Annotated in this window: 21 protein-coding genes and 1 riboswitch; of the genes, 18 read left to right on the top strand and 3 right to left on the bottom strand. The window is 31.3% G+C overall.

From position 1 onward, the window contains the following. The first annotated feature begins 27 nt into the window (after nucleotides 1-27). The 9 genes from CLORY_RS09055 (at nucleotide 28) to CLORY_RS23260 (ending at nucleotide 6694) form a co-directional block, all read left to right on the top strand. Nucleotides 28-1398: a vWA domain-containing protein gene (locus CLORY_RS09055; RefSeq protein WP_079423470.1), complete on the top strand. Its 1371-nt coding sequence runs from the start codon at nucleotides 28-30 to the stop codon at nucleotides 1396-1398. Between the two features lie 30 nt (nucleotides 1399-1428). After that, nucleotides 1429-2040 (top strand): NUDIX hydrolase, encoded by a 612-nt coding sequence (locus CLORY_RS09060; protein WP_079423473.1) that lies wholly within the window; start codon nucleotides 1429-1431, stop codon nucleotides 2038-2040. A gap of 121 nt (nucleotides 2041-2161) precedes the next feature. Continuing rightward, nucleotides 2162-2803, top strand: a complete 642-nt coding sequence (locus CLORY_RS09065) for a lactate utilization protein (RefSeq protein ID WP_079423475.1) — start codon at nucleotides 2162-2164, stop codon at nucleotides 2801-2803. A gap of 162 nt (nucleotides 2804-2965) precedes the next feature. Next, nucleotides 2966-3421, top strand: a complete 456-nt coding sequence (spoVAC, locus tag CLORY_RS09070) for a stage V sporulation protein AC (RefSeq protein WP_079423477.1) — start codon at nucleotides 2966-2968, stop codon at nucleotides 3419-3421. Between the two features lie 14 nt (nucleotides 3422-3435). Beyond that, on the top strand, nucleotides 3436-4437 hold the full coding sequence (gene spoVAD, locus CLORY_RS09075; protein ID WP_079423479.1) for a stage V sporulation protein AD: 1002 nt from the start codon (nucleotides 3436-3438) through the stop codon (nucleotides 4435-4437). A 16-nt stretch (nucleotides 4438-4453) separates the two neighbouring features. Continuing rightward, nucleotides 4454-4807: a stage V sporulation protein AE gene (gene spoVAE, locus CLORY_RS09080; protein ID WP_079423481.1), complete on the top strand. Its 354-nt coding sequence runs from the start codon at nucleotides 4454-4456 to the stop codon at nucleotides 4805-4807. Between the two features lie 68 nt (nucleotides 4808-4875). After that, nucleotides 4876-5775, top strand: a complete 900-nt coding sequence (locus tag CLORY_RS09085) for a DUF6414 family protein (protein WP_079423483.1) — start codon at nucleotides 4876-4878, stop codon at nucleotides 5773-5775. 176 nt (nucleotides 5776-5951) lie between these two features. Then, on the top strand, nucleotides 5952-6377 hold the full coding sequence (locus CLORY_RS09090) for a CBS domain-containing protein (RefSeq protein WP_079423486.1): 426 nt from the start codon (nucleotides 5952-5954) through the stop codon (nucleotides 6375-6377). A 101-nt stretch (nucleotides 6378-6478) separates the two neighbouring features. Beyond that, nucleotides 6479-6694: a hypothetical protein gene (locus tag CLORY_RS23260; RefSeq protein WP_079423487.1), complete on the top strand. Its 216-nt coding sequence runs from the start codon at nucleotides 6479-6481 to the stop codon at nucleotides 6692-6694. A gap of 24 nt (nucleotides 6695-6718) precedes the next feature. Here the strand turns inward: CLORY_RS23260 and CLORY_RS09100 are convergent, their stop codons facing one another. Next, nucleotides 6719-7273: a PH domain-containing protein gene (locus CLORY_RS09100; RefSeq protein ID WP_079423489.1), complete on the bottom strand. Its 555-nt coding sequence runs from the start codon at nucleotides 7271-7273 to the stop codon at nucleotides 6719-6721. 297 nt (nucleotides 7274-7570) lie between these two features. Between CLORY_RS09100 and CLORY_RS09105 the strand changes: the two genes are divergently transcribed. The 5 genes from CLORY_RS09105 to htpG all read left to right on the top strand — a co-directional run bounded on the left by CLORY_RS09105 (nucleotide 7571) and on the right by htpG (nucleotide 14781). Continuing rightward, entirely contained in the window at nucleotides 7571-8815 is a 1245-nt protein-coding gene (locus CLORY_RS09105; RefSeq protein WP_079423491.1) for an EAL domain-containing protein, read from the top strand. A gap of 216 nt (nucleotides 8816-9031) precedes the next feature. Beyond that, complete coding sequence (locus CLORY_RS09110) at nucleotides 9032-9721, top strand: response regulator transcription factor (RefSeq protein ID WP_079423493.1); 690 nt, start codon at nucleotides 9032-9034, stop codon at nucleotides 9719-9721. 7 nt (nucleotides 9722-9728) lie between these two features. Next, nucleotides 9729-11111 (top strand): sensor histidine kinase, encoded by a 1383-nt coding sequence (locus CLORY_RS09115; protein ID WP_079423496.1) that lies wholly within the window; start codon nucleotides 9729-9731, stop codon nucleotides 11109-11111. Nucleotides 11112-11121: 10 nt separating this feature from the next. Then, nucleotides 11122-12561, top strand: a complete 1440-nt coding sequence (locus CLORY_RS09120; RefSeq protein ID WP_079423498.1) for a hypothetical protein — start codon at nucleotides 11122-11124, stop codon at nucleotides 12559-12561. Nucleotides 12562-12894: 333 nt separating this feature from the next. Beyond that, a complete protein-coding gene (htpG, locus tag CLORY_RS09125) occupies nucleotides 12895-14781 on the top strand; it encodes a molecular chaperone HtpG (RefSeq protein WP_079423500.1) in 1887 nt (628 codons plus the stop codon). Between the two features lie 51 nt (nucleotides 14782-14832). On the opposite strand, the gene CLORY_RS09130 is transcribed toward htpG, so the two are convergent. Then, nucleotides 14833-16149: a hypothetical protein gene (locus CLORY_RS09130; protein ID WP_079423501.1), complete on the bottom strand. Its 1317-nt coding sequence runs from the start codon at nucleotides 16147-16149 to the stop codon at nucleotides 14833-14835. A 181-nt stretch (nucleotides 16150-16330) separates the two neighbouring features. Beyond that, nucleotides 16331-16525 (bottom strand): alpha/beta-type small acid-soluble spore protein, encoded by a 195-nt coding sequence (locus CLORY_RS09135; protein WP_079423503.1) that lies wholly within the window; start codon nucleotides 16523-16525, stop codon nucleotides 16331-16333. 199 nt (nucleotides 16526-16724) lie between these two features. Here CLORY_RS09135 and CLORY_RS09140 point away from each other — a divergent pair, with 199 nt between their 5' ends. The 4 genes from CLORY_RS09140 to CLORY_RS09155 all read left to right on the top strand — a co-directional run bounded on the left by CLORY_RS09140 (nucleotide 16725) and on the right by CLORY_RS09155 (nucleotide 21624). Then, nucleotides 16725-17681 carry an L-lactate dehydrogenase gene (locus CLORY_RS09140; RefSeq protein WP_079423505.1) on the top strand — a complete coding sequence of 319 codons (957 nt, stop codon included), beginning with the start codon at nucleotides 16725-16727 and terminating at the stop codon, nucleotides 17679-17681. A 128-nt stretch (nucleotides 17682-17809) separates the two neighbouring features. Then, nucleotides 17810-19504: an arginine--tRNA ligase gene (gene argS, locus CLORY_RS09145; protein WP_079423507.1), complete on the top strand. Its 1695-nt coding sequence runs from the start codon at nucleotides 17810-17812 to the stop codon at nucleotides 19502-19504. A gap of 53 nt (nucleotides 19505-19557) precedes the next feature. Then, nucleotides 19558-19677: riboswitch (FMN riboswitch) on the top strand. 195 nt (nucleotides 19678-19872) lie between these two features. Continuing rightward, the gene (gene ribD / locus CLORY_RS09150) at nucleotides 19873-20967 is read left to right on the top strand and encodes a bifunctional diaminohydroxyphosphoribosylaminopyrimidine deaminase/5-amino-6-(5-phosphoribosylamino)uracil reductase RibD (RefSeq protein ID WP_079423509.1); all 1095 of its coding nucleotides are present in this window, start codon (nucleotides 19873-19875) and stop codon (nucleotides 20965-20967) included. Further along, complete coding sequence (locus CLORY_RS09155) at nucleotides 20968-21624, top strand: riboflavin synthase (RefSeq protein ID WP_079423511.1); 657 nt, start codon at nucleotides 20968-20970, stop codon at nucleotides 21622-21624. Nucleotides 21625-21629 lie beyond the last annotated feature (5 nt).

Consider the following 21629-nt stretch of genomic DNA (forward strand, 5'->3'; position numbering starts at 1 on the left):
TTAATTAGATTTATACAAGGAGTTATTATGGTGGCAAATTCAGAACAACTAGACACAATAAAGAAAGAAGTGTATGCGTTTATTGTATTGTCAGAACCAGATGAAGAAGTATTTTCAAAAAATAGTTATATACGTGAAAAATTCGATAATTTTCTTGAGCATTGTATACTTAGAATGTTAAATAGTGAAAATGTATTTTTCGCTAATTTCATTATTGCGTTAAGGCGCCAAGTTGATTTTAATATTAATGAGCCTATAGCTACAGTACCCGAAAATAACCATTTTACAATGTATATAAACCCGAAACTTCTTCTTGAATGCAGTATTTCAGAAATAGAAGCACTAATTAAACATGAAGTTTACCATATAATAAGCATGCACCATCAGCGAAGCGTAAACCTAAAAAAAATCTATAGTACCATTGCTGTAAATTTAGCAATGGATATTTCAATCAACCAATTTATAAGTAATCTTCCTGTATGGAGTTATACTATAGAAAGCGTGAACAAATCTTTTAATCTTGATTTGGAAGAAGATAAGCCGCTAGAATATTATGCTGAGAAAATTGATAAAACGTTAAAAGAAAAGTTTAAGATATCTGAGAACTCAGATATTTCCATCGATATAGGCTTCATTCAAAATTTGCACAGAACATGGACCTCAGCAGGGATGGAATTAGACTCAAAGGCTGTTGAAAACAGTATTAAAACTTTAGTTAAAGCAAACAAAGATCTTGCTGCTCCTGAAAGTGTTAAACTACTTATTAACACTATTGAGAACAGAAGCGTGATAAATTGGCTAGAATATCTAAAAAAATACTTAGGTGGAAATATAAGCTATAAGAAAAAAACAGTTACAAGGAGAAATAGAAGACAACTTGAACGACTTGATTTGAGAGGTACACTTAGCAGTAATAAAGCTGATGTTATAGTAGCGATGGATACAAGCGGGAGTATGACTGAACTAGAGATAAAAAATATACTTTCCGAGATACTTAACATGATAAGTACGTTTCATTTTACATTAAGAGTAATTGAATGTGATAGCTCCATAAGAAACGTGTATTATATAAGAAGTAAAAGCGATATTAAAACTATGCCTAAAAATAGTGGAAGTACAAAGTTTTTACCTGTTTTTAAATATATACATGATAATAAAATCAAAGACAGCATATTAATATATTTCACTGACGGATTTGGTGAAGACTATATACCACCATCATTATACCCTAAAAAGCTGATATGGGTTCTTACATCAGCTGATAGTAAGTTAAGCGTTAAGAATAATAAAGCAGCTGTGTTAAAATTAAAAACCTACAAAAAGGAAGATGAAGATATCCTTCCCTTAGAATATTTAAATAATGAAATGAAGGATGTCCGATCAGAATGGGCTAAGTAGGCTTATTATATATTATGAGGTGTATGATTAATGAAAGAAGAATATATTGATGTTTTTGACGAGAATTTTAATCTAATAGGTTGTCAACCACGTGAAGAAATCCATAAAAATGGCTATTGGCATCAAACCTTCCATTGTTGGGTGATTCATAAAACTGATAAGATGGACTATCTAGTATTTCAGTTAAGGCAGGATAATAAGGATAACTTTCCTAATTGCTACGATGTAACTTCTGCAGGTCATCTACAAGCTGGTGAAAATCCAGAGGATGGTGTTAGAGAAATAAAAGAAGAGCTTGGATTAGAAATAGATATATCAGATTTAAAAAAAATAGGTGTCGTTAAATGTGAAAATATAAATGGCGGATATATAGACAGAGAGTTCCAGCATGTGTACCTATATGTATCAAGGAAGCCTATCGCAGAGTATAAACTCGAATATTCGGAGGTTAAAGGGCTTATTGAAATTCCTCTTCCTGAAGCCAAAAAATTTCTTTATGGCACTTTATCTTCTGTAAATTGTCATGGCTACGAATTAGATACGGAACTAAATAAAAACTTTAAGACCTACGAATTAACAAAAGATCGATTTGTAGGCTATCCTAAAGACTATATCGATAAAATTTTCAAAGAAAATAAATAAACTATAGAGCATATTACATTATGATTGCCGTTTCATGCTAGGAGATTGAGTCATTAACAGTTTGACGGCTGCGAATTAAAAGTGTTTTTGTATTACATAAATAGAAATGGAGGTATCTTTTATGGATAACAATATTAAATGGCTGAATGAAAAGAAAGTTGAAAGGCTTTTAACTAATCTTCAACAGAATAATATGGAAGGTTATTTTGTTCAAAATCAAGAAGAATTATTAAGTAAGATAAATGAACTTATAAAAGCAAATTCTACAGTCAGTGTTGGCGGGTCTGCAACTTTATCAGAGACCGGAGTTTTAGATTTATTGAGAAATGGGAATTATAATTTTCTTGATAGGTATGAAGAAGGTCTAAAACCTGATGAAATTCAAAAAATATTTAGGGATACTTTTTACGCTGATTTCTATCTCACAAGCAGCAATGCTATTTTGGAGAGCGGTGAATTATATAATGTGGACGGAAATGGAAATAGAGTTGCTGCTATGCTTTTCGGACCTAAAAACGTCATTGTGGTAGCTGGAATAAACAAAATAGTTAAGAACCTTGATGAAGCTATACAGAGAAATAAAAACATCTCAGCTCCAGCTAATTGCAAAAGATTAAATCGAAAAACGCCATGTACAGTAACTGGTACATGTATGGAGTGTTCAAGCCCTGAAAGAATTTGTAATGAATATACACTGATAAAAAGACAAAATCAAAAGGGCAGGATTAAAGTAATTATTGTAAATAAAATTTTGGGTTATTGATCCTACCAAAATATAATATAAATTTAGAATACGAAAACTGCAGTAAAACAATTTTAATGTTTTGCTGCAGTTTTTATACTTTTAATACTCTTGATTTTGTATAAATTCTGTTATTAAACAAACAATAATGTTGTACTACATATTAATTAGGCAGGTGATTTTATGAATAGCAATTCAGAAGCTGATAAAAAAACATATAAAGATTTAGCCAAAAGCAAAGAGCCTAAAAGGCCCGTACTAATAAACTGCGTTAAAGCTTTCATAGTGGGCGGAGGAATATGCGCTTTTGGTCAGATTTTACAAAATATGTTTATTAAGTATTTTGGTTTTAATGAAAAGAATGCTGGAAGCCCGACAGGCGCTATAGTCATAATCATTTCTGTATTATTAACAGGCATTGGATTGTTTGATCATATAGCCCAATGGGCCGGTGCAGGAACTGCAATACCATTGACAGGCTTTGCTAATTCAATGGCTTCAGCCGCAATAGAACACAAGACAGAAGGCTATGTACTGGGCACGGGCGGAAATATGTTTAAAATAGCCGGAAGTGTTATAACCTATGGAGTGTTTTCTGCTTTTGTAGTAGCGATTATAAGATTAATATTTTTTAAATAGGATGGTGATTGTATATGCTTCAGGGAAGACAGACCTGGATATTTAACAATAACCCTGTAATATTATCTTCAGCTGCAGTAGGTGGTCCTTTTGAAGGTCAGGGTAATATAAAAAATGATTTTGATAAAATATATGATGATATATGGCTTGGACAGGAAAGCTTTGAAAAAGCCGAAAGAAAAATGGTTGAAGATGCATGTGACCTTGCTATCAAAAAAGCAAATTTGAAGAAGGATGATATTAATTTTTTTATCTGCGGTGATTTACTTAATCAAATTATATCCAGCAGTTTTAGTGCTAGAACGCTAAGTGTACCGTTTCTTGGAGTTTTTGGTGCTTGTTCAAGCTCTATGGAATCTCTTGCCATAGCTTCTATGCTTATAGAAAGCAACCATGCAAAATACGTACTTGCAGGAGCTTCGAGTCACAATGCCGGTGCAGAAAAACAGTACAGATACCCAACAGAATATGGCGGGCAAAAGCCTCCTACAGCTCAATGGACGGTTACTGGTGCTGGAATAGGTTTAGTGTCTTATATGGGGGAAGGTCCTAAGGTTACCTCTGCAACAATAGGCAAAGTAATCGACATGGGACTTACTGATCCATTTAATATGGGGGCAGCTATGGCTCCTGCTGCAGTAGATACAATAGAAACTCATTTTAAAGAAACCGAAAGGCCACTGGATTATTATGATTTGATACTAACTGGTGATCTCGGTAATGTTGGATATAATATTGCTTTGGATTTATTTAAAAAAGACAATTTCAACATACCTATAGAAAGATATAATGACTGTGGTTTGATTATATACAAACAAGACCAAAATGTCTTTTCAGGCGGCAGCGGGTGCGGTTGTTCTGCTACTGTTACGTACGGACATCTTATTAATAGACTGAAAAGAGGAGAAATTAAAAAGATACTTGTTACGGCTACTGGTGCACTGATGTCTCCAATGTCATATCAGCAGAAAGAAACGATTCCCTGCATAGCACATGCAGTATCTATAGAAATGTAGAAAGGAGAAGATTTATATGACAAAAATATTTTGGGCATTTTTAATTGGCGGAGGTATTTGTGTAATAGGGCAGTTATTAATGGATGTGGCAAGATTAACCCCTGCCCATACGACTTGTACACTAGTTGTTTGCGGAGCAATATTAGGAGGTCTCGGACTATATGACCCTTTTGTAGAATTTGCAGGAGCTGGTGCTACAATACCAATAAGCAGTTTTGGTAACTCTTTAGTGAAAGGTGCACTAATGGAAGCAAAAAGTACTGGTTTTATTGGGGTACTTACAGGTATATTTGAAATTACAAGTTCAGGTATATCAGCAGCAATAATCTTTTCATTTATTGCAGCACTTATTTTCAAACCAAAAGGTTAAAAAATAGTATAAAAATATAGTGATTTATCATATTTTATAATTGTGAATCAATTATGTAAGGAAATAATATGACACTTAACAGAGCGCTTATCCCTGTTTACATGAATAATGATATGCTGAACAATCTCTTTTCTGTGGTTGTTCAAGAATATATCGAGACTAAAAGTTTCAGTAATAAAGATACTATAACAGTTCATTTTAAAACGCCTATAAGTGAGTTTTCCTGTGATTTATTTGGAAAATACGTTCAAGGCGATGTCGATGTACAAATACAAAATGAATTTGTTAAGCAGAAAACTGAGGAAAATGTTTCAACATCAATTGTAATTCTAAAAAAATTGAAGGACATACTGATGTCTCAGAAACTATTAAAAAGTATAGGCACAATAGACTTATTCGACAATTTAGAAGAAAATGATTATGCCGAATTTAATTGTATAATGAAAAAAAATCCTGTTATAGAAAATGTTGAGCACGCAATAAGCATGCTTGAAATGGATGATTGTATAGGTTGTTCTGCTCTTAATGAGAACAGTGCTGCAGCAAAGGATAAATATAAATTTAATTCAAGGCAGATGCTTAATTATCTAAAAACTTTAATTGAGAACTTTAGAAATGGTCATTGTTTGCGTTACTTGGGCACTAGCATTGAAAACTTAGATAGACACTGCATTCTATCGCTAAGACATTCCTGTTTACTAGATAATGAAGACTACCTATTAAATGGTAACATAAGAGTATTCGGTAAAATTGTAAAGAAATATCCAGATAGAACTGCAGATAATGCCGACACTACAATGTATAGTCCATTTCTAAACGGCAGTATATTAGATTATATAGACCTTTCTGAAGTAAACAATCTGGCCTTTCCTTATCTAAGAGAAAAACCAACAATATCGAATATTGAGCTTAACAACAGCAGTGTTTATCCACTTTTCGACATAGTTCCAATTGTTATATATATATAATATATATATAATATTAAGAATCTATAAATTTTAATAAAGAATTTATGAATATAAAACTTTTGTGATAAAATATATGTACAGGCTTCTGATAATATTCTATTAATTCTAAAATATTATTTAGAAGAAAATAAAATTACATTTAAACTTAACTTATTTAATTTCAGAAAGGGATATATATGAATATTGCGTTTTTTTTAACTCCAAAAATTGAGGTTATATGCGAAAATTTTAATTCAACAATGCGACAAGCTATGGAGAGGATGGAATATCATAGTTATACCGCAATTCCGCTGCTTGATAATAAAGGCAAATATATTGGAACTCTTACAGAAGGAGATTTATTGTGGAAACTTAAGAATACACCAGATTTGACTTTTAATAATTGTGATAAAATTAAAATATCAGATATTCCACGACGTACAGTAAATAAACCTGTATTTATAAACTCAGATATGGAAAACCTGATATCACTAGCTGTTAATCAAAATTTTGTCCCTGTAGTAGATGATAATGGTATCTTTATCGGCATTATCAAGCGAAGCGACATAATAAATTATTGCTATCATAATTTTATCCAAGAAAAAGATAGACAAACTTCTTAAAATAATTAAATTTATATAGTTGTATCCATAAAGCCTTCTTTTGAATAGTATATAGTACAGTTAATTTTAACTATACTTAAGCTAAAAAGGAGGTTTTTATTATGAGTCATAGACACAACAAATGCTGTTGTGATCCTTGCTGCGACCCTTGCTGTGATCCCTGCTGTGATCCTTGCTGCTGCAGACCAACTTGCAACCCATGTTGTAATTTGGGCGGTTTCTTAGGAAACTTTGGCGGAGGTAGTTGCGGTAGCAGTGGAATAGGCATAATAATAATACTGTTTTTCTTGATATGCTTCTGTAAAGATAGATTTTAAAAAAAGTGCCTAACAAGGCACTTTTTATAATATTTTATTTTTCTGCAGGAATGGCTTGAAAGCGTATGGTATCTCAACTGATCTCAACTGGGAATCAACTTGATTTAATGCTATAAATTCTATGTACATGTAACCGGTGTTGAAAAATCGTTGAAACATATTTTGCTTAATATCTACATTTATTATTTCATTAAACTTCTCTTCTGTTATTGTTCTTTCCAACGGAAAGGAATAAGTTTTTGTTACTATTTTGCCAGACGAATAGTCTATAACAATAACATGTCCAGCTTCATATAAAAGTAAAAATAGTCTGACTATGGTAGAAACAGCCAAAATAATAAGAATAATATATATTAGTATTATTATTCCGATTGAAAGCATTCCTCCAATATCCTTAAGATCAAATTTTTTAAAATATGAAATCAGTGAACCTACATTTTTTTTCGAATAAATGCCATTTTTAAAAGCAGTACTTATTATATAAATAATAAAGAGCGCAAGCAAAGTTAATATGTACTTTGTAAAATCAGCGGTTATTCCTTTGAATGCCCCTTTAATTACTACTTTATTCTTTTCCATTAAATTTATCTCTCCTTTACAACTCTAAATATGAAAAAATAATAGTATCTTATTATAACATATAATATTATATTATCATTTATAAAGGCTTATAGCAATAAAACTGTTAACGATGAAGGTAAAATGTATTTATTTATTGAAAAAACACAAATAAGTATTATAATATTTTTATATAAGTTTCGATATGTCAATATTTGTATGCCTAAAGATTTCGTAGGCTATCTAAGTATACTGTTATTGGTCTTATTTTAGAATTATATTTTATAGAAATAAATTTGCTAATGGAAGGTGATATATTTGACAACCGAAAATGCAGCAGCAGAATTGAAATATGTTCTCGAAAACAGTTCGCTAATGATTCATTATCAGCCGATAGTATCGATATTAAAAAAATCAGTTATTGGTGTAGAAGGACTTAGTAGGGGAATAAATAAAGATAATAATATTATACCTCCTTTGGAATTGTTTAAAACAGCTAAAAAAACTCAAGATAAAATAGCTCTGGATAGACTTTGTAGAGAAAAAGCAGCTGAAGGGTTCATGCCTCTTTTTCAAAAAAATAAAGACTTGCTTTTATTTCTTAATATAGACGGTTCCTCTATAACTGAAGAAGTTGTTGGTTCTGGCTTTATTCTTAATTTAATTTCAAAATATAATCTCAAACCAGAAAACACGGTGCTTGAAATTGTAGAATCAAAAGTTACTGATGTTGCTTCTCTGACTAGATTTATTCAAAACTATCGTAATTACGGTTTTCTTATATCGTTAGATGATGTAGGTGCTGGTCATTCAAACCTAGATAGAATAGCAATCGCTAAACCAGATATTGTTAAAATTGATATGAGTATATTGAGGAACATACACATAGATTATTATAAACAGGAGGTTTTTAAATCTCTTGTTAGCCTTTCAAAGACACTGGGTGCTTTAGTAGTTGCAGAAGGAATAGAATTGGAAGAAGAAGCAATAAAGGCTGTTGAACTAGGTGCTGACATGCTTCAAGGTTACTATTTTGCTGAACCTCAAACGATAGAGCCTAGTATGCTTAAAAATTTCAATGTACCTGTTCGTAAACTAGCCAATCACTATTCTAAGTACCTTGCTGAAAAAATAAGCCTTCATAAAGTAAGATACAAAGAATATACTGATTTTATTAAAAACGCTCTAGATGAAATTTCAAAATATGAAGAAAAAAGATTTGATTTTCAACTTTTAGAAATTATAAACAATAATACTATATTTGAATGTATGTATATATTGAATCCTATGGGAATTCAGGTTAGCGACACAGTAACGCCGTTCACTAATTTTTCCAAGCATAAGGGGCTCATGTTTCAGCCCGCTAAAAAAGGTGAAGACCATTCATTAAAAAAGTATTATTACTTTCTGAGAAATATGAAATTAAGTAAGTATATTACAGAGCCATATATATCAATGGCAAGCGGTAATCTTTGTATTACCATGTCATGTGTCTTTAAAAATGTTGAAGGCAAAAAATATATCTTATGCGTAGATATGAATCCAGAGTACCTTGATATTTAAGCCTTCTTGAAAAATAATGATTATAAATTCATAAGGTGAGAAGTAATCTTAGAATGCAATCTTTAACTGACTAGGATTTCCTTCCACCTTTTTTGTGTGTATCTTATAAAAATTTGATTATATTCTATATAAATGATACTATTTTGTAAATAATGCAATAAAGTTAACTGCTAATATATAAGTTGGACTTAATTAAATCGAAGGGTATGGTAGGGAATGAATAACAAAATAATCATAATAGAAGACGAAGCTGCAATACGCGGTTTCCTAAAAATAAATTTTTCAAGAAACAACTTTCTTGTTTTTGAAGCAGGTTCTGGTGAAGAAGGAATACAACTTGCTAGAGTTGAAAGTCCTGATGTGGCGCTTATAGATGTTATGCTTCCAGGAATAGACGGCTATGAGGTATGCAGTATACTAAGAAATGAGTTTCCTAATATGGGCATAATAATGCTTACAGCAAAAGGACAGGATATAGATAAAATAACAGGTCTTGAAAAAGGTTCTGATGACTATGTAGTTAAACCATTCAACCCAACAGAACTTATATTAAGAGTCAAAGCTTTATTAAGAAGATTGGAAAGCAGCGATAAAAGCAATAATAATATTATTGAAAGTATTCCTTTTAAAATTGATATTTATTCAAAACGAGTTTTTAAGAATGACGTTGAATTAGAACTTACGCCAACAGAATATTCATTGATGAAAGTTTTTATTCAAAATAAAGGGCGAGCATTCACAAGGGACGAGCTGTTAAATGAAGTTTGGGGATATAATTATATAGGGGATACTAAAATAGTTGACGTAAATATACGGCGATTAAGAAGTAAAATAGAAGATAACTCTTCAGTGCCTAAATATATAGAAACAGTCTGGGGCACTGGATATAGATGGAATAATAAATAGGTGGCGTATGAAAAGTATAAAAGTAAGACTTACTATTAATTTTATGTTCATTATCATATTTAGCGTGTTCATATTAGAGCTTTTTCTGGTTAGCATTGTAAGATACTATTATTACAATAATATAAGAGCTATTATGTCAAACCAGATTAAAATATCATCAGAATTTTATAACAGGTATTTTTCCGATAACTCGATAGAAGATATTGTATTAAACAATATAGATGTTTTTTGGGAACAAACAAATGCACAAGTGCAGATAATAGATTTAAAGGGTAATGTGCTAATGGACTCAATAGGCATGATGCATAAAAACAAAATAAGCACTACAGATTTTACCAATGCGGTTAGTGGAAAACAAGGCTCATGGATAGGTGAAGAAGAAAATGCATCTGGAAAAACGATGGCTGTATCTTATCCACTAAGATCAAAAAATAAGATAATTGGTGTGATCCGATTTATTTCTTCTCTTTCAGAAGTTGATTCTCAAATTTCAAAAGTATCTGCTACATTTATGCTTATAGGCGCTGCCGTAATCATAATTGTGGGAATAACTAGTTTTTTTATAGCTAATTCAATCGTTGAACCAATAAAGGAACTAAATGTTGCAGCTAGACAATTTGCATTGGGAGATTTCAAAGCTAAGACACCTAAGAGAAATGATGATGAAATAGGTGAACTCTCTGATACATTAAACTATATGGCTGGAGAAATAGAAAAAAAAGAACAGCTAAAAAATGATTTTATATCCTCGATTTCGCATGAGCTCAGAACACCGCTAACTATAATAAAAGGTTGGGCCGTGACATTAAATAGCGATGAAGAACTGGAAGATGGAATATTAAAAGATGGACTTTCACTTATAGAAAAGGAAAGTGATCGACTAACAGGAATGGTTGAAGAACTGTTGGATTTCTCAAAATTTGTTTCTGGGAGAATAACACTGCATAAAGAAAAAACCGATATTCAAAATGTTTTAGAACAAATTCATATGTATTTTCAACTCAGGGCTGAAAGAGAAAACAAGAAATTTGTAGTTAATTGCAGTAATATTAGTGAAGTGGATATTGATAGAAACAGAATTAAGCAAGTAATGATAAATGTAATAGACAATGCCTTTAAATTTACTGAGGCTGAAGATTCAATAACAGTAAGTTGTGATTCTGACAATAATTATGTATACATAACAATTGAAGATGATGGCTGCGGAATAAGTGAAGATGATTTACCAAAAGTAAAAGAGAAGTTTTACAAGGGTAAAAATATAAAATCAAGCAACGGTATAGGATTGTCTATTTCAGATGAAATAGTTAAATTACATGGCGGCACTTTAAATATAGATAGTAAACTAGGTTCTGGAACAGCAGTAATGCTGAGCCTTCCACTAAGTTAAGAGGTGAATTATGATTAAAAAATTTATGATTGTACCAGTAATTCTTATGTTATGCGTTTTTTTAGCTGGCTGCAGTAAATTCAATGATCTAGAGTCAAATAAGGTTGTTTCACCTAAAAACAATGCTATTCCTATAAAAGGAGCATGGAAGATATCTAATTTAATAAAATATGATAAGTCTTCTCTGCCTGTATTCGGAAACGAGGATATATTTTTATTCAAAGATAACTATGCTATTATCAAAGATAAAAAGTTCACCAATATTAGCTATAAAATAAAAACTGTGGATTTAGAAAAATATATTTTTTTAAATTACAGAATAACTAACATAAATCTTCCCGTTCACTACGATACTGCTAGCATAGTTTCCGTCTGTAACAATGACAGAGTAATTTATGAGTTTATTATCATAGATGCTAATAAAATAGCAGTAATTAATGAAAAAGTACTGTATTATCTATCTAGAGCTAAAAATGTAAATGAGAAGCAATTAAATACCAATTCGAAAAAACAAATTAATAGCAAAAAACTGTATAATGATAAAAATACAAAATTAAAATCTGGTGTTTTATTTGGATTAAGAACTGCCGAGGGGAGATATAAAACCATTTGGATTGAAGCTATTCAAAATAAAGTTAAACAAGTTACAGAATGTAATGATATCCTTCTTCCAAGGTTTAATGGCTTTTGGTTAGTAGGCGCCAGCAATATAAATAGCTATAGTAATCCTCACAAATATATATTTACAAACCCAATAGATCCAATAGGCACATCTAGAAGCGCAAATATGAATATGTATAATCATTTAATAGTTCAGAAAGATACCATCATTACTTTTATTGGAAATGACTATTTAGTGCTTGATGAAGGTAAATATCCTAAGGTATTAGCTATCGATAACCTTAGCGGACCACCAACAAAAATATCAGACTTACTTGGAGATATGGGAAAAAAGATAATGTTAAGTTCTTATAAAAAATCTTTATCAAAATCTTCAAATATTAATTCGAGCCTTCGCAAAACACTTCTTAACAACAAACCAGATGAAAGAAGTTTTATGCTTAAAAGAAAAAATGCTCATTGGAATCTAACCGGAAGAATTCATTATACAGATAAAGGTTACAGTTCACAATTTTTTGATTATGAAATTACAGCTGCGCCTCCTGAAAAAATGGTTAAATATGATGATCTAAAAATAAGCTGGAATGAAATAAAAGAAAAAGTACCAAAAGCTGCAGATGCTTATATTTCTCCTAACGATGATATAGCTGTAATAGTAACTGTAGACGACATGCAGCTATTTAAAATAGAAAATGGTAGATTAACTGGGTCGTGTACCTATAAAATACCTCTAAGTCCTAAAGACTCCATTATCATGTCTGAGTGGGCAAAACAGGACTATGTAGATATGTGGGCTCAATACACTAGTAGGTTTAAAAGGTTAAATTAAATCATTCGTTTTAGGATAATTATATTCACTGTGGTTAAACTATAAACACAAGATGACGTTAATCAGTATTTTTATTATTGCATTTTACAACTTAATATAGCTTTTGCTCTATCAACATTTTGTAATAATGCATTAACCTTAATTGGAAAAATATACTTTTTGAATATTTGATAGAGAATCTGATTAATTTCATCTTTTAACTGGGAAGATAGCTAATTTTTATTTACTATCTTCCTTTTATTATTTGTATTGAAAAAAAACATAGTTATAGTAATATTGACATCTGTTGCTATAAAATATAAAATATATCACGACAATAAAAGGAGGGGTATTATGATATCAGAAAATGGAAACATATCGATCCATACCGAAAACATATTTCCTATAATTAAGAAATGGTTATATTCTGACAAAGATATATTTATCAGAGAAGTCATTAGCAATGGATGTGATGCTATAAACAAATTAAAAAGGTTATCATCCATTGGCGAAGCATCTGTTGACGAGAACGAACAGTTTAAAATTACAGTAGCATTCAGCAAAACGAATAAAGAACTTAGATTCAGTGACAATGGAATAGGTATGACTGCAGAAGAAATTAAAAAGTATATTACCCAAGTTGCATTTTCCGGCGCTGAGGAATTCATTAACAAGTATAAAGACAAAATTGATGAAGGAAACCAAATTATTGGGCACTTCGGTTTAGGTTTCTACTCAGTATTTATGGTATCAGATAAAGTAGAAATAGACACTCTTTCTTATCAAAACGGCAGCGAAGCAGCTAATTGGGTATGTAGTGGTGGTACTGATTATACCATATCTTCTTCAGGCAGAACTGAGAGAGGAACTACAATAACATTACATATTTCAAGTGATAGTGAAGAATATCTTGATGAGTTTAAACTAAGAGAAATTATAAAAAAATACTGTCAGTTTATGCCTGTAGAGATATTCCTAGTTAATGAAGATAAGGAAGCAGAGAAAACAGAAAATGATAAAGACAAAGAACAAGTGAAACCTGAACCACTAAATGATATTAATCCTTTATGGCTCAAAAAGCCTTCAGAGTGTAAAGATGAAGATTATAAAGATTTTTACAGAAAAGTGTTCTTTGATTTTAATGAACCATTGTTTTGGATACATTTAAATGTTGATTATCCATTTAATCTAAAAGGAATTTTATACTTTCCAAAGTTAAAAAATGAAATGGATATGGTAGAAGGACAAGTAAAACTATATAATAATCAAGTATTTGTAGCTGATAACATAAAGGAAGTAATTCCAGACTTTTTACTGCTGCTCAAAGGTGTTATTGATTGTCCAGATTTGCCGCTGAATGTTTCGAGAAGTTTCCTTCAAAAGGACAGTACAGTAATGAAGATTTCTCGTCACATCGTAAACAAGGTTGCTGATAAACTTTTAGAGTTATTTAAAGAAGACAGAAAGAAATTCGAAGGTTTTTGGAAGGACATTCATATATTTATTAAGTATGGCTGCTTAAGAGACGAGAAGTTCTATGATAAAGTTAAAGATATAATTATATACAAAACTATAGATGGAGAATATACTACACTAAAAGAGTTTACAGAAAAAATAGCTACTAGCGAAGAGAATAAGAACAAAAAGGTATATTATGTCAGTGATGAACTTCAACAGTCCCAATATATAAATATGTTTAAAACTAATAATTTGAATGCTTTAGTATTAAATTCTACTATAGATAACCATTTTATTAGCTTTATTGAAATGAAGGAGTCCAACATAAGCTTTGCTAGAATAGATTCAGATGTAACTTCTGAATTAAAAGCAGAAGGGGAGAGTATATCTGAGGAGGATACGAAGGCATTAGAAGAAATATTTAAAAATAATATAAAAGACAAGAAAGTACAGTTTAAGTTTGATGCTTTGAAAACTGAAAATGTACCTGGAATTATACTTATTTCTGAACAATCCAGAAGGATGTGGGAAATGAGTAAAATGTACGGCGGTTTGGAAAATATGGGTTTCAACGATGAAAAAACATTGCTTATAAATAAAAATAATAATTTGATAAAATCAATATTGGCTAATAAAAATAATGATAGTAAAAAGGAAGCTCTTGCTATTGCTTGTCAACACATATATGACCTTGCAATGCTAAGTCAGAATCAACTCAGCCCAGAGGCTATGACTGAATTCATAGCAAGAAGCAATGCTCTTATTGAGAAAACCATAGATTAAGAAAATAAAGTAGGAATTCAGCACAGCTGAATTCCTATCTTAATTTTACTCTTAAGTTATGATGTCTAACAGCTCAGAAAAACCTATATTGATGTCTTTGAACTTAATCATTACTTTTTTTAGTTTCTTATTAAATTTATCCATGTAACTAGGTGTATATGGATAATATTTCTTTATATTGTTGATATACTCTCTTGAATAAAATTTTCTGTTTCTATTAATGGAAAAGTATATTAAAATTTTACTATAATGCAGCAAGGCTTTCGCTATTTCATGCTTAAATGTAGATTTACTATAAACTAAGATATATTCTACTACTGCATCAGTAAAGTTCAGAAGTTTATTAGTTGCTGCCTCCATATTAGCAGTATTAACAGCTTCAGTAAAAACAGTGTTATGACAGTTATCTTTATCAGCTACAACATCTTGAAAATCATCCATAAGCTGCAGTAAAACACCAGTTATGTAACACAATAAAAATAGTTCAGCAGAGATTGCACCATTTATTATAAATCCGTCGGTTAATACTGACATCCCGCCTTTTTCGCAGGTAATAGCAATAAGTTCAGCAGCTTTTGAAGTTTTTTTTCTCTTATCTAAACTTATACTGTTAAATTGATACTTGTTTATCGCTTGAAGACATTTGTATAGAAAATCATTTTCTGAAATCGAATACTGCCTCTCGATAAAATCAATTAACTTAAAAACCTTAGTTTCTAGTTCATCTATAGAAATAGGCATTTTTCCAGACAGCTTATAAGCGATTCTGTTGGCAAAGCTAAGCTTGTCTGACATGCTAATATCATCATTATCTAACATATTATCAGTATATGGATACAAAAGACTATATCCCAAAATAGCATCTGAAACATATACATTTTCTTCAAATATACTTTGCAGCAAGTTTATTGTCCAAACATTTCTAAGTGCTTGTACTATTTCTGTTCCTGATATAGCCTTATCAAAGGATAAACATTGCTGAATAAATGTTTTAGTAGAACATATAAAATCGCTGGGATACTGCTTAGATAATTTCTCACTGAAAAATCCAGTGTCTGAAGAAAATTCAATCGCAGCTATATTGATTTGTTTTTTTATTATATCTTGATCGGCTTTTCCAATCATATCACAAACATGTAAAATACTTTTTAACAGTTTATCTGTTGATTTGTTGTTATTTTTCTGTACTTTATATCCGATAACATAATTTTTATTAAAATTGTAAGTAGTTTCACTTTTTTCCCACAAATACCCGCAAAAGTAGGAAAGTGTTTTACATATTATATGGAAGCTATCCTGTTCACAAGCCAGCTTATTTTTGAAATCATAATAAATATTATAAAATTCTGAAATAGATATAAAACACATAAAACAGTTTCCTTCCATGTAATTGCAACTATATTACTTATACTTTTATGAACATTAACATTTCACGATGTAAATTATCGATACTATATAATATTATTGCAAATATGATATTATTGCAATAAGAACAAATAAAAAGGCAGAAATTCCGCCGAATTTCTACCTTTACATACAAATCTATAATCTATTTAAGCTTACTCTCGTAAGATTCGACCATCCTTTTAGTCATCTGTCCACCAACGGATCCATTTTCTCTTGAAGTTTTGTTTCCATTGTCTCCATCTGATAAATTAACCCCAACTTCTCTAGCAGCTTCCATCTTGAAATTTTCAAGTCCCTGTCTTGCTTCAGGTACTAAAACTCTATTTCTTCTGCTCATATTTCTCACCTCCTTTGTTTACTTGTAGTATTAGCCTAATTCACATTATTATGTTAGTAAATTGCCTCTATTAAAGTTAGAATTTTCTTGTAATGTAATTGAAAATTATTTTCCGTTGATATATAATATTAGTGAGATGATAATATTTATTTTATGCATTAAATGCTAATACTAAATATTATACGAGGAGGAATGTAATATGAGAAATACAAGTGTAAAGATATCCATAATTGGAGCAGGTTTTGTAGGCTCAACTACAGCATTTGCATTGATGATGGGCGGACTTGCATCTGATATTGTTATCGTAGATATAAACAAAGAGAAGGCTGAAGGAGAAGCTATGGATCTAGCTCATGGAGAATTCTTTGTTAAACCAGTAAATATAGTGTCTGGTGATTATAAAGACACAAAAGATTCAGATATAGTTATCATAACAGCAGGAGTTGCTCAAAAGCCAGGTGAAACTAGGCTTGAAATGATAGACAAAAACTTAAAAATATTTAAGGGTATAATCCCAGAAGTTGTAAAATATAATCCTAATGCTATACTACTGGTTGTATCTAACCCAGTTGATATTCTTTCATATATAACATATAGACTATCAGGTTTTCCAAAAGAAAGAGTTATTGGCTCAGGAACTGTTCTTGATACTTCACGATTACGATATAAATTAAGTGAACACTTTAAAATAGACACTAGAAATATTCACACCTATATAATGGGCGAACATGGTGACTCAGAGATAGCAACCTGGAGTACAACTAAAATTGCTGGCATGGACATAGAGGATTATTGCAATAATTCTTGCCAAAAATGTGAAGAATCACTTAAGAAAGATACTCTTGATGGTGTCAAAAATGCAGCCTATGAAGTAATTAGTAAGAAAGGAGCAACTTATTATGCAGTTGCACTGGCTATAAAAAGAATAGTGGAAAGCATATTAAGAAATGAGAACTCTATTTTAACAGTTTCAACTTTACTTCAAGGTGAATATGGCATCTCTGATATGTATCTCGGAGTACCAAGCATAGTTGGAGTCGATGGTGTAGAAAAAGTAATAGAAATACCATTAAGTGATTCTGAAAGAAATAAACTTTTCGAATCAGCTGCAACATTGAAAAAGACTTTAAATGAAGCTATCGATACAAAGTTATAGAAGTTTTGTGTCAGCTATTGACATATTTATACGCTAATTGTATAATAATTGAAATATACTCCAATGAGCGGCTAAACCCGTCCCTTCTATAAGAGACGGGTTTAATTTTATTCTATAGGAGTGACGTTATGGATTATCAAAGATATATTGCAGAAAAGATAAAAGAATTCGTTGATATGAATTTATCCGATATTGAGCGTCTTATTGAAATTCCCCCAAATGCAGATATGGGTGACTATGCATTTCCATGCTTCAAACTTTCTAAGGCAATTAAAAAAGCACCCAATATGATAGCTGCTGATTTGAAAACAAAAATTAAAACTAATGGCTTTGAAAAAATTGAAACTATAGGACCTTATTTAAATTTCTTTATTGACAAGTATATATTTGTAAAAACTGTTCTTAACGAAATATTAGCCGAAGGAGATTCCTACGGCAGCTCCAAAATCGGTGCAGGTAAAAATATAGTAGTACAATATTCTTCGCCTAATATAGCAAGGCCGTTTCATGTTGGGCATTTGTTTGCTACTACTATAGGAAATTCTCTATATAAAATGCTTTCATTCGAAGGTTATAATTGTGTCAGAATAAACCATTTAGAGGACAGTGGAACACAATTTGGAAAGCTTATCGCAGCTTATAAAATGGGCTGGGCTGATGAAAGTAAACTTGAAAAAGAACCAATCAATGAACTATTAAGGATATATGTTAAGTTTCATGAAGAAGCAGAAAAACATCCTGAATATGAAGATGCTGCAAGAAAATATTTTAAGTTATTAGAGAATGGAGAAGAAGAGGAAATAAAGCTCTGGACAAGATTTAAAGATTCAAGTTTAAAAGAATTTAATAAAATATATACAAGATTAAAGGTTGAGTTTGATTCTTATGCTGGTGAAAGCTTTTATAGCGACAAATTGGATGCTGTAGTAAACGAGATAGCTGAAAAAAGTTTGCTAACAGAAAGTAACGGAGCTAAAGCTGTTATGCTAAAGGAGTATAATATGGCACCATGCATTATTAAAAAGACAGATGGTGCAACTACTTATGCAACAAGAGATCTTGCGGCAGCTGTATATAGAAAGAAAACTTATGATTTCTATAAAAATATCTACGTAATAGGAAGTACTCAGGTACTTCATTTTAAGCAGATTTTTACTACGTTGAAGCTCATGGGGAAGGATTGGGCAGAAGATTGCATTCATGTAGATTTTGGTCCGGTCAAATTTACGGATAAAAAGTTGTCTACACGAAAGGGAGATGTAATTTTCCTAGATGATTTATTAAATGAAGCTGTACAAAAAACGTTAGAAGTTATAAATGATAAGAGTCCTGATCTGGAAAATAAAGAAACTGTAGCAGAAAAAATAGGTATTGGAGCAGTAATATTTAATTATCTAAAAAACAATAGGGAAGATGATATAGTTTTTGATTTGAAGGAAGTGCTTAGTTTCGATGGAGAAACTGGCCCATACGTTCAATATACCTATGCAAGAGGGAAAAGCGTTTTAAGAAAAGCTGGAAATATTCCACAAAATGTAGATTTTACAAGACTTACGGAAGTAGAAGAGTTTGAATTAGTAAAGCAGCTTGCTGCATTTAAAGAATATATTTTAAACAGCATAGAAAAGTATGAACCATCAATAGTTACAAGATATATAATTGATTTAGCAAAGGCTTTTAATAAATTCTACAATCTTCACAGTGTACTCAATGCTGATGATATTGATCTTAAAAATGCAATAATTAGACTGGTTGAAGGTGCCTGTCAGGTAATAAAGAACGGTCTAAATTTGCTTGGAGTTGACATTGTTGAAAAAATGTAAAAAAGAAAGAAGTTGACAATAAAAACGACTAATGCTATACTTAATAAAATTAAATAAATCTTCAGGGCAGGGTGAGATTCCCGACCGGTGGTATAGCCCACGAACCGTAAGGTGTGATTTCGGTGAAATTCCGAGGCCGACAGTATATAAGTCTGGATAAAAGGAAGATTATTATGTTTGTATGTTTGTATATTTGTTTTTTTTGATATGCATATTTGTTTTCGTAATAATAAGCTCTGAAATGTTATCATTTCAGGGCTTATATTTTTCATTGACATATGCATTGAAACATTTTACATACTCTAATATAGTGTCGCCCTGAATAAATTTTTAGGGCGCTTTTTTACGCCCAAAAGGAGCTGATATGAGTGAATGATGAGTACTATATGAAAATAGCACTTAGTGAAGCAAAAAGGGGATGTGGGTTTGTAAATCCAAATCCTATGGTAGGTGCCGTCATCGTAAAAAACGATGAGATTATTGGAACTGGCTATCATGAAAAATATGGGAAGTTACATGCTGAAAGAAATGCTATTGCCTCATGCCAAAAATCAATAGAGGGTGCAACAATGTATGTTACTCTTGAACCCTGCTGTCATTATGGAAAAACACCTCCTTGCACAGAAGCAATTATTGAAAGCCAAATTAGTACTGTAATAATTGGTTCAAAAGATTCAAATCCATTAGTCGCCGGAAGGGGAATCAATGTGCTAAAAAAGCATGGAATTGTAGTAAAAACCGGAGTTCTAGAAAATGAATGTTTAAAATTAAATGAAGTGTTTTTTCATTATATAAAAACTAGGACTCCATTTGTTGTAATGAAATATGCGATGACGCTGGATGGTAAAATTGCAACTCGTACAGGAAAATCTAAGTGGATTACAGGTGAAGCAGCCAGAAAACATGTACATACCTCTAGGCATAAATATTCCTCTATTATGGTTGGCATTGGAACAGTATTAGCTGATGATCCAATGCTTAACTGCAGAATGCCAAATGGCAGAAACCCAAAACGCATTGTATGTGATACCAATTTGCAAATACCACTGTCATCAAAAATCGTAGAAACTGCAAATGAAATTCCGACATATATAGCTACTGCTGCAGAAAACACTGAAAAGGTGACACAGCTTCAGAAAAAAGGCTGTTATATTATAAACACACCAAAAAAAGATGAATATTTAGATTTAAATATATTGATGACACAGCTTGGCAGTGAAAATATAGACAGCATACTACTGGAAGGTGGTTCTACGCTGAATTACAATGCATTAAACAGTGGTATAGTAAATAAAATTCAAGCGTATATTGCTCCTAAAATATTTGGAGGTTCTCAAGCGATACCATCTGTCGGCGGCGTTGGTATTGATAACCCTAAAGATGCATTTAAATTTGTAAACAGAAAAATCACAGTTTTAGGCGAAGATATTTTATTAGAATTTGATATGAAAGAAGGTGAATAAATGTTTACTGGCATTGTAGAGGAAATAGGAAAGGTAGTGACTTTAGAGAAGGGAAAAATCTCCACAAAATTATCGGTAAAAGCTGATTTTATATTCCAAGATTTAAAAATAGGTGATAGTGTGGCTGTAAATGGAGCCTGCCTCACTGTAAGCAGTTACAAAAGTAAAATCTTCACTGCAGATGTAATGAACGAAACATTAAGTAGAAGTTCTTTAGGCTTATTGAGGACTGGAATGAATGTAAATCTTGAAAGGGCAATGCCGGCAAACGGACGCTTCGGAGGACATATTGTATCTGGACATATAGATGATACTGGAATTCTTCAGAGTTTTAAACAAGATGATAATGCCGTTTGGATTACAGTAACTGCCAATCAAAATATAATAAAATACATTGTAGAAAAAGGTTCTATTACAATGGAAGGAATCAGTTTAACGATAGCTAAAGTAAATTCAAATAATTTTCTAGTGTCTGTAATGCCGCATACATACAACAATACAACATTATTTGAAAAAAGGATTGGTGATGCCGTTAATCTTGAAGTAGATGTTTTAGGCAAATATGTTCATAAGTTTTTAAACTTGGATAATCAAAATGAACAAAGTTCAGGTAAAATAACGATTGATTTTTTAAAAAGAAATGGATTTAATATCTGAAAGGA

The sequence above is a fragment of the Clostridium oryzae genome (assembly GCF_002029235.1).
Taxonomy (GTDB): domain Bacteria; phylum Bacillota; class Clostridia; order Clostridiales; family Clostridiaceae; genus Clostridium_AE; species Clostridium_AE oryzae.

What these genes read in the sequence shown, in the direction of transcription:
- CLORY_RS09055 (WP_079423470.1), top strand. Translation starts at nt 28, where the DNA reads ATGGTGGCAAATTCAGAACAACTAGACACAATAAAGAAAGAAGTGTAT.
- CLORY_RS09060 (WP_079423473.1), top strand. Translation starts at nt 1,429, where the DNA reads ATGAAAGAAGAATATATTGATGTTTTTGACGAGAATTTTAATCTAATA.
- CLORY_RS09065 (WP_079423475.1), top strand. Translation starts at nt 2,162, where the DNA reads ATGGATAACAATATTAAATGGCTGAATGAAAAGAAAGTTGAAAGGCTT.
- spoVAC (WP_079423477.1), top strand. Translation starts at nt 2,966, where the DNA reads ATGAATAGCAATTCAGAAGCTGATAAAAAAACATATAAAGATTTAGCC.
- spoVAD (WP_079423479.1), top strand. Translation starts at nt 3,436, where the DNA reads ATGCTTCAGGGAAGACAGACCTGGATATTTAACAATAACCCTGTAATA.
- spoVAE (WP_079423481.1), top strand. Translation starts at nt 4,454, where the DNA reads ATGACAAAAATATTTTGGGCATTTTTAATTGGCGGAGGTATTTGTGTA.
- CLORY_RS09085 (WP_079423483.1), top strand. Translation starts at nt 4,876, where the DNA reads ATGACACTTAACAGAGCGCTTATCCCTGTTTACATGAATAATGATATG.
- CLORY_RS09090 (WP_079423486.1), top strand. Translation starts at nt 5,952, where the DNA reads ATGAATATTGCGTTTTTTTTAACTCCAAAAATTGAGGTTATATGCGAA.
- CLORY_RS23260 (WP_079423487.1), top strand. Translation starts at nt 6,479, where the DNA reads ATGAGTCATAGACACAACAAATGCTGTTGTGATCCTTGCTGCGACCCT.
- CLORY_RS09100 (WP_079423489.1), bottom strand. Translation starts at nt 7,273, where the DNA reads ATGGAAAAGAATAAAGTAGTAATTAAAGGGGCATTCAAAGGAATAACC.
- CLORY_RS09110 (WP_079423493.1), top strand. Translation starts at nt 9,032, where the DNA reads ATGAATAACAAAATAATCATAATAGAAGACGAAGCTGCAATACGCGGT.
- CLORY_RS09115 (WP_079423496.1), top strand. Translation starts at nt 9,729, where the DNA reads ATGAAAAGTATAAAAGTAAGACTTACTATTAATTTTATGTTCATTATC.
- CLORY_RS09120 (WP_079423498.1), top strand. Translation starts at nt 11,122, where the DNA reads ATGATTAAAAAATTTATGATTGTACCAGTAATTCTTATGTTATGCGTT.
- htpG (WP_079423500.1), top strand. Translation starts at nt 12,895, where the DNA reads ATGATATCAGAAAATGGAAACATATCGATCCATACCGAAAACATATTT.
- CLORY_RS09130 (WP_079423501.1), bottom strand. Translation starts at nt 16,149, where the DNA reads ATGTGTTTTATATCTATTTCAGAATTTTATAATATTTATTATGATTTC.
- CLORY_RS09135 (WP_079423503.1), bottom strand. Translation starts at nt 16,525, where the DNA reads ATGAGCAGAAGAAATAGAGTTTTAGTACCTGAAGCAAGACAGGGACTT.
- CLORY_RS09140 (WP_079423505.1), top strand. Translation starts at nt 16,725, where the DNA reads ATGAGAAATACAAGTGTAAAGATATCCATAATTGGAGCAGGTTTTGTA.
- argS (WP_079423507.1), top strand. Translation starts at nt 17,810, where the DNA reads ATGGATTATCAAAGATATATTGCAGAAAAGATAAAAGAATTCGTTGAT.
- CLORY_RS09155 (WP_079423511.1), top strand. Translation starts at nt 20,968, where the DNA reads ATGTTTACTGGCATTGTAGAGGAAATAGGAAAGGTAGTGACTTTAGAG.